Source organism: Petrimonas mucosa, assembly GCF_900095795.1.
GTDB classification, from domain to species: domain Bacteria; phylum Bacteroidota; class Bacteroidia; order Bacteroidales; family Dysgonomonadaceae; genus Petrimonas; species Petrimonas mucosa.
In genome coordinates this window covers 914,698-929,026 of record NZ_LT608328.1, presented here as the reverse complement: position 1 = coordinate 929,026, position 14,329 = coordinate 914,698, and the positions used below count along the sequence as shown (strand labels likewise).

Annotated in this window: 9 protein-coding genes; 7 read left to right on the top strand and 2 right to left on the bottom strand. The window is 50.8% G+C overall.

Annotated features, from left to right (window positions below):
* The first annotated feature begins 87 nt into the window (after positions 1 to 87).
* On the top strand, positions 88 to 1,959 hold the full coding sequence (locus tag ING2E5A_RS03660; protein ID WP_071136239.1) for an ABC-F family ATP-binding cassette domain-containing protein: 1,872 nt from the start codon (positions 88 to 90) through the stop codon (positions 1,957 to 1,959).
* Between the two features lie 145 nt (positions 1,960 to 2,104).
* The gene (gene rbr / locus ING2E5A_RS03655; protein ID WP_071136238.1) at positions 2,105 to 2,686 is read left to right on the top strand and encodes a rubrerythrin; all 582 of its coding nucleotides are present in this window, start codon (positions 2,105 to 2,107) and stop codon (positions 2,684 to 2,686) included.
* A 144-nt stretch (positions 2,687 to 2,830) separates the two neighbouring features.
* Here rbr and ING2E5A_RS03650 read toward each other — a convergent pair whose 3' ends face one another.
* Both ING2E5A_RS03650 and ING2E5A_RS03645 read right to left on the bottom strand, forming a co-directional pair.
* Positions 2,831 to 3,010, bottom strand: coding sequence for a hypothetical protein (locus ING2E5A_RS03650; protein ID WP_071136237.1), 180 nt, complete (start codon positions 3,008 to 3,010; stop codon positions 2,831 to 2,833).
* A gap of 53 nt (positions 3,011 to 3,063) precedes the next feature.
* Positions 3,064 to 3,285 carry a hypothetical protein gene (locus ING2E5A_RS03645; protein WP_071136236.1) on the bottom strand — a complete coding sequence of 74 codons (222 nt, stop codon included), beginning with the start codon at positions 3,283 to 3,285 and terminating at the stop codon, positions 3,064 to 3,066.
* Positions 3,286 to 3,520: 235 nt separating this feature from the next.
* Between ING2E5A_RS03645 and ING2E5A_RS03640 the strand changes: the two genes are divergently transcribed.
* The 5 genes from ING2E5A_RS03640 to ING2E5A_RS15445 all read left to right on the top strand — a co-directional run bounded on the left by ING2E5A_RS03640 (position 3,521) and on the right by ING2E5A_RS15445 (position 14,288).
* Entirely contained in the window at positions 3,521 to 7,495 is a 3,975-nt protein-coding gene (locus ING2E5A_RS03640; RefSeq protein ID WP_071136235.1) for a hybrid sensor histidine kinase/response regulator transcription factor, read from the top strand.
* A gap of 186 nt (positions 7,496 to 7,681) precedes the next feature.
* Entirely contained in the window at positions 7,682 to 10,822 is a 3,141-nt protein-coding gene (locus tag ING2E5A_RS03635) for a SusC/RagA family TonB-linked outer membrane protein (RefSeq protein WP_071136234.1), read from the top strand.
* A gap of 11 nt (positions 10,823 to 10,833) precedes the next feature.
* The gene (locus ING2E5A_RS03630) at positions 10,834 to 12,366 is read left to right on the top strand and encodes a RagB/SusD family nutrient uptake outer membrane protein (RefSeq protein ID WP_071136233.1); all 1,533 of its coding nucleotides are present in this window, start codon (positions 10,834 to 10,836) and stop codon (positions 12,364 to 12,366) included.
* Positions 12,367 to 12,405: 39 nt separating this feature from the next.
* Complete coding sequence (locus tag ING2E5A_RS03625) at positions 12,406 to 12,810, top strand: Ig-like domain-containing protein (RefSeq protein ID WP_154670020.1); 405 nt, start codon at positions 12,406 to 12,408, stop codon at positions 12,808 to 12,810.
* 77 nt (positions 12,811 to 12,887) lie between these two features.
* On the top strand, positions 12,888 to 14,288 hold the full coding sequence (locus tag ING2E5A_RS15445) for a hypothetical protein (RefSeq protein WP_071136231.1): 1,401 nt from the start codon (positions 12,888 to 12,890) through the stop codon (positions 14,286 to 14,288).
* Positions 14,289 to 14,329: the final 41 nt, after the last annotated feature.

Genomic DNA, 14,329 nt, shown 5'->3' with positions numbered 1-14,329 from the left:
GTCATAGTGAGACGGAAATCTTGAATTGTTTTGTACTTTTGCACCTGCGTTCAAGGAACAATCCGCTATGGCATAAATTTATCAACTATGGCAAACCCTTTGCTACAGATCAACAACTTGACCAAGAGCTTCGGCGATCGGGTACTTTTCAGCAACATCTCGTTCGGTATTGCCGAAGGCGACAAGATCGGACTGATTGCAGAAAACGGTGCCGGGAAAACCTCATTGCTCAATATAATCGCCGGGAAGGAGCCTGGCGATAGTGGTCGCATTGTCTTCCGGAACGACATCCGGTTTGCCTATCTGGAGCAATCGCCACAGTTCGATCCCGGGCTCACTGTACTGGAGGCCTGTTTTCAGAGCGGGAACGAGGCGGTTAAGGTAATTGCGCGGTACGAAGAGATCATCTCGTCGGGCAACCATCAGGAACTGGACGAGATACTGGCCAAGATGGATATGCTCAAGGCCTGGGATTATGAACAGCGTATCCGACAGATCCTCAGCCAACTGAAAATTTTCCGCCTCGACCAGAAAATCGGCGAACTCTCCGGAGGTCAGATCAAACGGGTTGCCCTGGCAAACGTACTTATCTCGGAGCCGGAACTGATCATGCTAGACGAGCCCACCAACCACCTCGATCTGGAGATGGTGGAGTGGCTCGAGGGGTACCTCTCCCGATCAGCCATCAGCCTGCTGATGGTCACTCACGATCGCTACTTCCTCGACAGGGTCTGCTCGCAGATTATCGAGATCGACGATCGCCAGATCTACACCTACAAGGGGAATTATGCCTATTACCTCGAAAAACGGGAAGAACGGATAGCGGCTCAGCATGCCGAGACAGAGAGCGCACGGAATATCTACCGCAAGGAACTCGACTGGATGCGCAGACAACCGCAAGCCCGTGCCACCAAGGCAAAATCGCGCATCGATGCGTTTCACGAACTGGAAGAGAAGCTCAAGCAACGGAGGCAGACAGGCGACATCAGGTTGTCGGCCAAAGGCTCCTACATCGGAAAGAAAATATTCGAAGCCTGCAACGTTACTAAAAGTTTCGGCGAGATCAAGATCACCGAAAACTTCAACTATATCTTTACCCGGTACGAAAAGATGGGGATCATCGGCAACAACGGCACCGGGAAGTCTACATTCATCAAGATGCTGCTGGGGATAGAACCGCCCGACTCGGGAAGTTTTGATATCGGGGAGACGGTCAACTTCGGCTACTACAGCCAGGAAGGGTTACAGTTCGACGAACAGACCAAGGTGATTGACGTGGTTCAGAAAATTGCCGAAGTTGTTGATCTGGGTAATGGCAACAAACTCACCGCATCGCAGTTCCTGCAACATTTCCTCTTTGCTCCTGCCAAACAACACGACTATGTCTACAAATTGAGCGGTGGCGAAAAGCGACGGCTGCACCTCTGTACCGTGTTGATCAAGAATCCCAATTTTCTGGTTCTCGACGAACCGACCAACGATCTGGATATTGTCACGCTCAACATCCTGGAGGAGTACCTGATCGATTTCAAGGGTTGCCTGATTGTCATCTCGCACGACCGCTACTTTATGGACAAGGTGGTGGACCACCTGCTCTGTTTCCACGGAAATGCAGAGATTCAAGATTTTCCCGGCAACTATACCCAATACCGGGAATGGAAGACGGAAGAAGATAGACGGGTTGCCGAAGAGACAAAATCATCCAGGCCGTCCAAACCGGTTGAAAAAGCTGCTCCAGCCACGAAAACCAGACTCACTTTCAAGGAAAGGCAAGAGTTTGAGGCGCTGGAAGCGGAGATCCAGCGTCTTGAATCGGAAAAGGAGGAGCTGACCCGACAACTCTCCTCGGGGACCCTCTCGTCGGAAGAGCTTATTGCTGCATCAAACCGCATAACACAAGTGATCGACCTGATTGAAGAAAAGAGCGACCGATGGCTCGAACTGAGTGAATTTGCCTGACATACAACCAACAACCCCTCATAGCTTTGGCCGGTTATTTAGAAATGGTTTAAATTTCCCTCCAGTTCCACACCAGGAAACTGAATCACTCTTTAATTTCATATCTTTGTGAAAATTAAATCCCAATTAATCTACAAAACAACTGATTATGAAAAGTGTAAAAGGAACCCGCACAGAGCAGAACCTGCTGAAATCGTTTGCTGGCGAATCTCAAGCCAGAATGCGTTACACATTCTTTGCCAAACAAGCCAAGGAAGAAGGCTATGAGCAGATTGCCGCCATTTTCATGGAGACTGCAGATCAGGAGATGGTGCATGCTAAACGTATGTTCAAGTACCTCGAAGGAGGAATGGTTGAAATCACTGCCGCTTATCCGGCCGGAAAGATCGGCACGACAGCCGAAAACCTGAAAGCTGCTGCTGAAGGTGAAAACGAGGAGTGGACAGATCTATATCCCCACTTTGCCGATGTAGCCGAAGAGGAAGGCTTCAAGGAAATCGCCACCATGTACCGCATGATTGCCAAGGCTGAAGCCATTCACGAAGAAAAATATCTGAAGCTGTTGAAACGGGTAGAGGATGGAACCGTTTTCGCCCGCGAAGAGGAGATCGAGTGGTACTGCCGTCACTGCGGCTATGTATTCACCGGCAAGAAACCGCCAAAGAACTGCCCAACCTGTCTTCACCCGCAAGCCTATTTCGAACCGAGAAACAGTGCCGACTTATAATTAGACAGGCGAGAGAACTGAAAAACAGGAGGAAACCAGAAAGTTTTCCTCCTGTTTTCTTATTGACCGGTCAACAACTGTCCGGCTTACCAGAACCAGGAACATGTAGTGCGAAGAGCTACCCCGCTACATACTCACCTGCTATCAGAGATAGGGTAACTCCAGCAGTTCAGGAAAATCGAGGCGGATCAGCGCAGTTCCCGAGACCACCCCAACAGGGATGTAGGAGCAGTCGGCACGATTCAGGCCATACCCCACCGTTGCGGAGCGAGCACCCACGCCCGATGCGAAGGAGGCGGTGTTGGACCCGTGGGAACATCCCAAGATGAAGTTGAGCGCATTGAAGATATATTCCCGGCAAAAAATCGGGATAGACGCTATACAGAAATATAGAGCTGAAAACCGATCTTATGGATATCCCCGTTGGTGGCCACCCGGTGGCCATGCATGATGATCGACACCCCCATTTCGGAAATATCCGGGGGCTCCCAATCGGAACTCCTGTGCATGGAGCGAAGCGCAGAACAGGAGAAGAAAGCAGTTCTGCTGAAAGAAAATGTTGTTTGTCCATCCTGATTTCTCGATTTACCTTCAACCAATCCAACCGCAAAAAAGTATAAAAAAATACAAAATCGAGACAATATCGTAAAAAATATTTAACAATAATAGACTGGAGAGAGGGGTGCCTAAACCTGACAACCAAAAACAACGGCAGGAAAATCCCATGCTTCCGACCCCCTCCATGATAAATGGATCTACTGGATATTTACTAACTTTGATGTCGGTTGTGACCCACCAACCAGCGGTCCGGTACCACAGAAAAAACGTTTCGACATGGATGGTTATAAAAAACTTCTCCTGCTGCTGATATGCTCGCTTACTTGCCAGTTTTCCGCAAAAGGCCAGTCGGGAAACGGGGTCTATTACTTCAGGAACATGGCTGTGGAGGATGGACTCTCCCAGAACATGGTCTACTCCATTATCCAAGACAACAGCGGTTTCATCTGGCTGGGGACCATTGATGGATTGAACCGGTTCGACGGCATCAACTTCAAGATCTACAAACGGGATGACAGCGTTGACGGTAGCATCGGGTCAAACAAGATTCTCTCCCTCTTACAGGTGGATAATGACCATATCTGGGTGGGAACAGCCAATGGCATCTACATCCACGACCTCAACCTGGAAAAATTTACCCGCTTTGAGGAAAAGACCGGAGAGGGGGAGATGGTGGAGGGAATCATCCGCGATATAAAAGCAGACCGGGAGGGAAACATCTGGATTGCTGCCCAAGAGAAGGGGGTCTTTCTCTACACCCGCGACGGGAAGTTGAAATTGTGCGACATCCACGACGCAAACGCGAGAAAAATCGATTTCGACTCCAAGGGCAACATCTGGGTAGCCACCCATGGAGGCGGCATTTTGAGAATCCATCCCCAGACGGGCGCAATCAGCAGATTTCTGCTGGATAGTGAGACCAAAAACCGGTCGGACAACGATGTCAATATTATACTGCCGCTGAATTCCAGCCGGTTGCTGATCGGAACCAGCAACAAAGGGGTATTGCAGTTTGACCTGACCCGTGAGCGGTTCATGCCTTTCCTGGAAAAGGGGGGCAACGGTACCCCCCTCTACGTGAGAAGCCTGATGAAGACTGAAACGCAGGAGCTCTGGATCGGAACGGAGGAGGGCATCTATATCCATGATCTGAAGACAAACCGCTGCCACAACATCAGACACCGACACAACGACCCCTATTCACTGTCGGACAATGCGATACACAGCCTGTACCAGGACAGGGAAGGGGGTATCTGGGTAGGCACCTTTTTCGGCGGGGTCAACTACTTTCATCCCGCCTTCACCCAGTTCAGGAAATATTATCCCATCTCCGGCCAGAATTCCATCAGTGGAAAGAGTATCAGCGAGTTTTGCGAGGATGAGCAGAACAATCTCTGGATCGGAACCGAGGATGAAGGGTTAAACCACCTTGACCTGACCACGGGGAGATTCTCGCGAAGCAGCATCCCGGCCAAGAATATCCACTCCCTCCTGTACGACAACCGGAAACTATGGGTAGGAACCTTCTCGGAGGGTCTCTATGTGATGGACCTGCCCACCAGAAGCTACAAGAACTACACCAATAGCACACACAACCTGAAAGATGACAACATCTACTCCATCTACAAGGATGGTTCGGGCAGAATCTGGCTGGGATCATCCACCGGGTTGCAGTTCTATGAACCGTCGACCGACAACTTCATCCGGGTCAGGGAGGAGATTATCAGGAACCAGGTCAACGACATTACCGAGGACCATAACGGCATTCTCTGGTTTGCTACCATCGGGGATGGTATCTACTCCTACGACCGGTTCACTGAACGGTGGCGGCACTATCTGATTCCATCTGCCCACGGGGTGAACGACACCGGAAGATCGATCATCTGCATCCTGAAGGACAAAAAAAACAGGTTGTGGGTCGGCACCGAAGGGGCCGGCGTGGCCATCTATGACAAAGCGTCCGACTCGTTCCGGAACGTAGCCACGGCCAGGGAGGGGTTGCCCAATGAGGTGATTTACCGGTTAATTGAGGATTCGAGAGGCTACATCTGGGGCAGTACCAACAAAGGAATCTTCATGCTGGTCCCGGAAACAATGAAAATCACCAGTTACTTCCACTCGAAAGGGCTACTGGGAGACCAATTCAATTATAAGTCGGGCTATATGGACAAAAACGGCACCATCTACTTTGGCGGTGTAAAAGGGTTTGTAGCCTTCAATCCCGTCGAGCTGGAGACCAACGGCATCATTCCACCAATCGTTCTGACCAATTTTCAGATCTGGAACTCACAGATACCCATCGGAACCACCCACTCCCCACTTAAACAATCCATCACAAGAACCTCCCGAATAACCCTACCCCACAACATCTCCGTCTTCAGCATCAGTTTTGCGGCGCTGAGCTACGTCTATCCGAAAGGTAACCTCTATGCCTACAAGCTGGAAGGACGTGACGACGAGTGGATACAGGTAAAGCAGATCCAGCCGGAACACAATGTCAACTACTCCGACCTTCCACCGGGGAACTACACCTTTCTGGTCAAGGGGGCCAACAGCGACGGCATCTGGAACGAGACGGCCGCCACATTGAGCATCAAGATTCTGCCTCCCTGGTACAGGACCATCTGGGCATACATCCTCTATTTCACACTGGTCTCAACCATTATCACCTTAACTATATGCCACTTCCTTCGCAAAGCCAGGAAACGGAACGAACAGGCGTTGAAAGAGCTAGAGAACACCAAGGAGAAGGAACTTCTTGCCTCGAAAATCGAGTTCTTCACACACATCACCCATGAGATAAGGACCCCTTTGAGCCTGATCAAGATCCCGATTGAAGACATATTTAGCAAGATCGGCCAGGATAACCCCTACCTCGAAAACCTCACCATCGTCCAGCGCAATGTCAACCGGCTGCTCAAACTGGTCAACGAACTGCTCGATTTCAGAAAGAGTGAGTCGAAATCCCTCAGGTTGAACTTCATCCGGGTCGACGTGGTACAGGTACTCGAGGAGATCATCGATATCTTCAGGCCCAGCTTCGAACTGAAGCAGATCACCCTCACCACCAACTACTCCTCCAGCTCGCACCTGGCCGACATCGACCGGGAGGTATTCATCAAGATTATCAGCAACCTGCTCTCCAACTCGCTGAAATATTCAGCATCGATAGTCATCTTGGAACTGCAGCACTCCGACGACCATTTCAGGATTATCGTGGAGAATGATGGCAATACCATCCCCGATGAGTATCTCGACAAGATTTTCGAGCCGCTCTTCAAGTTAAACCACAACAAAAAGGGGACCGGTCTGGGGCTGGCCTTCGTCAAATCGTTGGTTGAGCTCCACAAGGGGTCGATCTACTGCGATAACTCGAAGGAGAAAAGGACAATCTTCGTGCTCACCCTGCCCAACCATCAGGAGAGGACCCTGCTGATCAATGAAAACGAAACGGCTGAGGAAGGGAAGGCCGAGCTCTGCCTCCACCCGTTGCCATCCGATGAGAAAAAGCGGTCTACCATCGTGACGATTGAAGATAACCGCGATTTCCAGCACCTGCTTTATAACCAGCTCAGTCCCAGATACAACCTCATTCAGTGTGGAAACGGGATGGAGGCGCTGGAGATACTGGAGAAACACCATGTGGACATGGTGATTACCGATATCATGATGCCGGTCATGGATGGACTGGAGCTCTGCCAGGCCATCAAGGACAACATCAAGTTCAGCCACATCCCTGTTATCCTGTTGACGGCCAAACATGCTCTCGAAGCCAGGATCGAAGGAATCAACACCGGAGCCGACGAGTATATCGTCAAGCCCTACTCTACCGAATACCTGTTGGCCCGGATCGAAAACCTCCTGGAAAACCGGCGCAGGATGATAGAGCTTTTCAGAAAGTCACCGGAGATGGCCTTCAAGGATATATCACACTCCAAGGCAGATGAGCTTTTCATGCAGAAGATCATCGACATTATCCATGAGAATATCAGTGATCCCGACCTCAATATCGACAAGATCGCCGAAGAGGCGGCAGTCAGCCGTTCCACCCTGTACCGGAAGGTGAGGGTGATATCTGAATTGACCCCCAATGAGTTCATCACGCTAATCCGGCTGAAAAAGGCGGCCGAACTGATCAGGGAGAGACAGTATCAGATAAGTGAAATCGCCTATATGGTGGGTTTCAGCTCCCCCAACTATTTCTCGAAATGTTTTTACAAGCAGTTCGGCATACTGCCAAAGGATTTTTAACCTATTCCGGGCTATTTTGGTACGATATTGCACATTTTTGAACTGATTTTACACCCCTGAAAATCTTATTTAACACACCTTTGAAAATAAAAACAGGAGGCAGGGTGTTTGCCATGGCACCGGCAAAATTCTACTCTTAACAATATCAACTTTTTTAACGAAAACGGTACTATTAAACAGACGAGTATGAAAAACATCAGTCCAATCGCACGCGATTTAGTCGAATATCTGTTCGGCAAAAGGAATGCAAACATGAAATTGTGGTTGTTACTCGGGTTGCTCATCTGCTCGATGACGGCACAGGGTAGTTCCGGTTACCCCGCCAATGTCGAGAGTGATCGCAACCCCAACATCCAGACAGTTACAGAAGTGGCCCAGCAACAGACAAGGAGAATCTACGGAAAGATCATTGACCAGAACGGGGAAGCGATCATCGGGGCCAACGTGATCGAATTGGGAACAACCAACGGAACCGTAACCGACATCAACGGAGAGTTTACCTTGCAGGTAAAGGAAGGGGCATCCATCCAGGTCTCCTATATCGGATTCCATGAAACAACAATCTCCACCGCCAACCGCTCCTATATTGAAGTCGTCCTGGAAGAAGACACCAGACTCCTTCAGGAGGTCATCGTGACCGGTGTGGCCAAAGGGACATCCAAAGAGAAACTGTCGTTTACCGTGGAGAAGATCAACAAGGAGATCATCACCGAAGTTCCGGCCCTCAACGTGGCCAGCGCGCTTTCGGGAAAGATGCCCGGAATCAAGGTCTTCACGGCCAGTGGAAACCCGATGGAAGAGCCGATGATACAACTTCGTGGTACCACCTCATTCACCGGCAATGACCAGCCGCTGATCATCATCGACGGAGTCATCACCAGCGGTGTATTGAAAGATATCAACATGGAGGATGTGGAGAGCGTGGAGGTGATCAAGGGTGCGGCTGCCGCCTCCTTCTATGGTGCAAAAGCTGCCGGTGGTGTAGTCAACATCATCACAAAACGGGGAAGCAACCTGCAGAGCGGAACAACCCGCGTATCGGTAAAAAGCGAGCTAGGAAGCAACTGGATCGGCTTTCTCCCGGAGAGGACAACTGCCCACGGCCACAAGCTGGATGAGGCGGGCCAGCCGATGCGGGGCATCCTGGATGATGACCAGGTCTGGGACAACAAATATATCATGGACCACGACGCCTACAAGGATTTCTTCACGCCCCGGCTCTTCAACTCCACTACGGCAGGGTTGACCGGGCGATCCAAGGATGGCGACATGAATTACTATACCTCCATCCAGTATACCCACAATCCCGGTATCATCCGCGATCTGGACGGGGTAAAGAGGCACAGCTTCAGGGTCAACCTCGATACCAAGGCCACTGAGAATGTCACCCTCACCTTCTCGAACCTGTATGTCAGAACCATCAATGACCGCCGTTCTGTCAATTTCGACGACATCTACTATGCCGACCCAAATGCCGACTTCCTGGCCGACAACCTGGACGGAACACCCTACAAGGTGAACCCCAACATTGTCTCCACCCGAAACAACATCAACCCCCTCTATGACATCAACAACAAGATTCAACGGGGAACAGCCAACCGTTTCCTGGGAAGTTACGGCATCAAATATATCCCCACCACCTGGTCCACCTTCAACGTCAACTACAACATCGATCTCTTCCACTACCAGGATGAGGATCTGACACCGAAGGGACGCCTGCTGGTCAATTACCCCGACGGTAGCATCCGCGACGAGGGTTATGTCTACAAAGGGTCCGGAAACACCTTTAAACACAATCTGGAGGCCAGCGGCCTGTTGACTAAATCATTCGACGATCTGACCACCACCTTGAGACTGCAATACCTCTACGAGGATGAGAAGAGTGAAGGGCTATGGGGCAACGGCTCCAGATTGGCAGTTTCGGGGATGAACAACGTCTCCCTCGAACTGGCCGATCCCGACACCAGAGACCACTCATCCTGGGGCAGCCGGGTTGTCTCCAATAGCTTTACCGCAGTAGGTAACCTCGATTACAAAGGGAAATATATCTTTGACGGATTGATCCGGCGGGATGGCTCCTCGGTCATCGGCGACGACAACATGTGGCAGACCTACTACAGGATTTCGGGAGCATGGAATGCAACCGAAGATTTCACCATTCCCCACTTCCAGATGTTGAAGCCGAGGGTATCTTACGGTACCGCAGGCATATTGCCCAGTTACGGTGCCAAGTATGAGACCTTCTCGCTGAGCAATGGAACTCTCTACGGTGGTGCACAGCTGGGTAACAAGAAACTGAAACCGGCCCTCTCCCAGGAGCTGGAGGTGGGTATCGACACCCGGTTTCTCGACCGTTTTGACCTCACCTACTCCTACTCCTATAAGCGGAATACCGACCTGCCTTACGTGATGACTGTATCGGGTGTTACCGGATTTCAATATCAGAACATCAACATTGGCGAGTTCTTTGTCCACAGCCATGAAGTGTCGCTGACCACCAACCTGCTGAAAAACAAGGATTGGAGATGGGATGCCACCCTGACCTGGGATAAGCTGACCGAGTATGTTGGCGAACTGGGACGGCCCGATTTCATGATCGGCTACACCAAGGTGGCTTCACATGAGAAGTATGGCAAGCTCTACTCCAGCAAATTTGCCACCTCGCTCGACCAGGTGAAAACCAGCAAGCTCATCAAGCCAGGCCAGAGCGTGGAGGATCTCTTCACCATCAATAATTACGGCTATGTGGTCCGTAAAGATCTGATCGGCACCCGCGACGAGGCCAAGATGTCTATTCTGGACGAAAATGGCGACACCTCGCAGAATGAATATCTTGGAAACATGATCCCCGACTTCAACATGAACCTGATGAACGTGCTGAGCTACAAAAACTGGATGCTCTACTTCACCATGTCGTGGCAACAGGGAGGGGTTCTCTACAACAACACCAAGGTATACATGTCGTTCGCAGGGCGGAACGCCGCATTCTGGGACATGTCAGAGCGTTCATGGGACAAGCGGAAGCCGATGAACTACCTGAACCAGCACTCCAGGGCCTCCTTTACTGAGGATGCGACCTTCCTGAAAATGAGGGAGCTGTCATTGAACTACAACATCACCCAAAAACAGCTCCAGAAATGGAATATTCCCTATATCTACGGCGTCAAATGTGGTATTGTCGGCAGGAACCTCTTTACCCTGACCAATTATTCAGGTCCCGACCCGGAGACCCGTACCGTTGAAAGCGGAACGCTGAACGGCTCCGACACGCCCAAATATCCATCCGATATCAGAACGGTTACCGGTACAATAACAATCGAATTTTAAAGACTACCATTATGAAAAGAGCAATATATCTACTCATCATCCTGTTTTTCGGAGTGACCTCCTGTGAACCCTATTTCTCCGGCCTCGACATTAAAAACGAGTATGATCCGGATATTGAGACGGTCATGGGCGATATCAACCAGTACCCGTCGCTGATTGGAGGCGCTTACAACAACTGGTGGCACCACATGTTGGGAGCATACGACGGCGACACCTGGATTCTGGCAACCAACTCCGATGCCTTTACCGCCGGCGCCGGAAACTGGAACCTCCAGGTATACTATTACCGAAGAGGCTACGAAAAGCCCATGATACCGAACAGCGACAAGAATGCCGGGTTCCCCCGCACCTTGTGGTACAACCATTACAGCAAGATCAGCACCGTCAGGAATATGCTGGCCACCATCGCAGAGAAGGGGATGGTCTACAAGGAGGACAACGAAGATCGGACATACAAGGTCCTGGCCAACTGCTACTTCTTGATGGGGGCTTTCTATACCGAACTGAGCCTGCTGTTCGACCAGTGTTTCCTGATCACTGAAGATTCAGACATCCAATCCATTACGGCCGATGACATCAGGCCTGCATCGGAAGCCCAGTCGCTGGCACTCTCCTATCTCGACAAGTGCATTGAGATCTGCAACACGCACAATTTCACTAACTTCTCCGGCATGATGCCCTCCGACATCGTGGGCAACAACGTCAAGCTGCGCCAGTTTGCCAACTTCATGGCGGCACGGGCAATCGCCTACCACCCGAGAACCAAGCAGGAGTACAGTTCTGTTGACTGGAATAGGGTGAAGAAATATATCTCCGACGGACTGGCTCAGGACGTGAAGGCCACACTTCCGCTGCAGGGCTGGGATGAATGGTCGTACGCCGCAGCCTCCTGGCCGGGCGGCAACCAGTGGGGCCGCGTCGGCATGAGGGTGATCAACATGATGGCCTATCCGGGGGATCCGGGCGCCATCTGGCCGTTGCCTACCGACTTCGGGCAGGGACAGACATTGCCTGAAGCGCAGTCTCCCGACTACCGGCTGGGAACCGACTTCATCTACTACCCCGACGTGAATACTCCCACCGGAGGTCTCTCTTACGATGGTTACAGCAAGTACAGTTCATACGCTCTGAAACGGTTTTCAGAAACAGGACAGCAATCGGGAGAGGGCGATCTCTACTTCTTCACCAAAGCGGAGTCTGATCTGCTCTATGCCGAAGCCGCACTGCAAACCAACGAGACGGCCAAGGCTGTCCAACTGGTCAACCTGACTCGGGTCAACCGGGGACATCTCAATGACATCACCGATACATCCACCAAGGATAAGATCATGGAAGCCATCTACTACGAACGGTTTGTAGAGTGCGGTTACGCCTACACCGCCACTCCGTTCTATGACAGGCGGCGGACACCAATCGACAAATTCCAGTTGACGACACGCTCGTTCCGTCAGTTGCCGATTCCTATACTCGAACTCAGTTTCTACGATCTGGAATCCTACTCTTTTGGTGGAGAGCAGGAGAGGTACGAAGAGTATGAGTTTTAATCCATTTCCATTATGTACAACATATTAAAATGTGACCCTATGAAAGCTACGAGACTTTTAACATGCATATTGCTATCCATATTTCTCTTCTCCTGTGACAGATCAGGGATCTTCGAAGAGTTCCAGAAGTCCATTCCCTGGGAGTTTCATCTCCAGGTTTTCAGCGATGACAACCAGACACAACCTGTCTCGGATGCCACGGTGAAGATCTTCAAGACCCAGGCCGATCGCGACAACAATACCAATGTCTTCCTGAGCGGGACCACCGGTGCCGACGGCAAAGCAATCTTCACCTTCAAGGATTTCCAGCCTGATCTGGATGCTGAAAAATCGAAAGGGATCTACTACCTGAGGATTGAAAAGGATGACCTCACCGTTTTGGACATCACCCGCTACCTGCTGATGAATGATGGGCATACCCACCATTTCATCGTGTTGAAATAGAGTGTCACCATTCCGGGTCAAACCATCCTGAAATTTCGGGATAGTTTGACCCTAAACCATTAATTAACGCCAACTTAATGAAGAATCCAAGCAGACCCTCAACATGGTTAATCGGGAGTGGCATCTTCCTCATTCTGGTCTTGCTCATCCCCGGTGCATGCAAACCGGGAAGTGAAAACCGCGATCATCTGGCAGATCTCCGCATTACGGTCACTGATCCTGACGGAAAGCGGGTTGCCGGAGCCACCGTTGAATTCTACCTCTCTCCGGAAGAGAGGGAGCAGGGGAATAATATCGTGATGAGCGGAGAGACCAATCCCGACGGCCTCCTGTCGGTTTATGCCCAAGAGAAGGGGCACTATTTCCTCAATATCTACCAGGGAAACCTGCGGAAAGAGGCGGAAATTCAACTGAGGTCAAAATGGCTAAAAGATGCCTCCTTCAGCATTCAACTGGAGAATGGAAATGCCGGAACCAAGGTGGTCAAGGTGGCGGTGGTTTATGAAAACCCCATCATTCCGTCGACGGGAAAACGTTTTCACCAATATTTCCTTACGCCTGGTTACCATTTTCTCTGGAACGATCCGGTGGAGCTTTGCAGAAGATATGAAGCGGCACTCGAAAAGGCTTCGGACTACACGATTGATTTTCAAATAGTGAGCGAACATCATGCCGACCGCTTCTTTACCTTCCTGAAGAATGACCCGCAGAAAAGATTATTCTCCCTGGAAGAGATTATTTCACTGCTCCAGGAGAAGGATTGGAAAACCTTCAAGACCGTTGGCACCTCCTACGATTACCGATCGATGGTGCGCCACTACCAGTTTGACCTCGCCCTCAACAGGGGAGAAATAGATGAGGTGTGGGTCTGGAGCTTTCCCTACTCCGGTATGTATGAATCGCACATGATGGGTGAGAATGCATTTTGGATCAACTCACCGCCCGACGACACCTTCCCCTCAGACAAGCTTCTATCGGTCATGGGGCTAAATTACGAGCGGAATCTTGCCTGTGCGCTGGAGAGCTTCAGCCACCGTTTCGAATCGACCATGATGCAGGTATATGGATGGTGGAATTACGAACAGAAACCGGAATTATCCGACCTGACCACCTGGGAACTCTTCTCCGCCTATGGATTGAGATATGAGAGGTATGAGAAGGGCGCGGCACAGGTAGGGAATGTCCATTATCCGCCAAACGGGCAATATGACTACGACTTTGGCAACGAAACCTATATCGAAAGCTATGTGGATGAATGGCTCAACTACCCCTACCTGCAGGGGAAGAAGAAACGGAAGATCAACCGGACTGAATGGGGCAATCCCGACGGCTCATGGCAATTGGGCTGGATGACCTATTATCTAGGCCACCTGCCCCATTATCGGGGAATAAACCCCCGGGATGGCAAGTTCAACGACTGGTGGTACTATGTGGTCGACTATCAAGGCGCCATGTTGGCGGAATCAGCCGCCAGATAATCGTGTCGCCTCTTTCAATGAATGCAACAACAGTGACGACT

Coding starts and splice junctions, on each gene's coding strand:
- ING2E5A_RS15445 (WP_071136231.1), top strand. CDS start 12,888: ATGAAGAATCCAAGCAGACCCTCAACATGGTTAATCGGGAGTGGCATC.
- ING2E5A_RS03640 (WP_071136235.1), top strand. CDS start 3,521: ATGGATGGTTATAAAAAACTTCTCCTGCTGCTGATATGCTCGCTTACT.
- ING2E5A_RS03630 (WP_071136233.1), top strand. CDS start 10,834: ATGAAAAGAGCAATATATCTACTCATCATCCTGTTTTTCGGAGTGACC.
- ING2E5A_RS03635 (WP_071136234.1), top strand. CDS start 7,682: ATGAAAAACATCAGTCCAATCGCACGCGATTTAGTCGAATATCTGTTC.
- ING2E5A_RS03625 (WP_154670020.1), top strand. CDS start 12,406: ATGAAAGCTACGAGACTTTTAACATGCATATTGCTATCCATATTTCTC.
- ING2E5A_RS03660 (WP_071136239.1), top strand. CDS start 88: ATGGCAAACCCTTTGCTACAGATCAACAACTTGACCAAGAGCTTCGGC.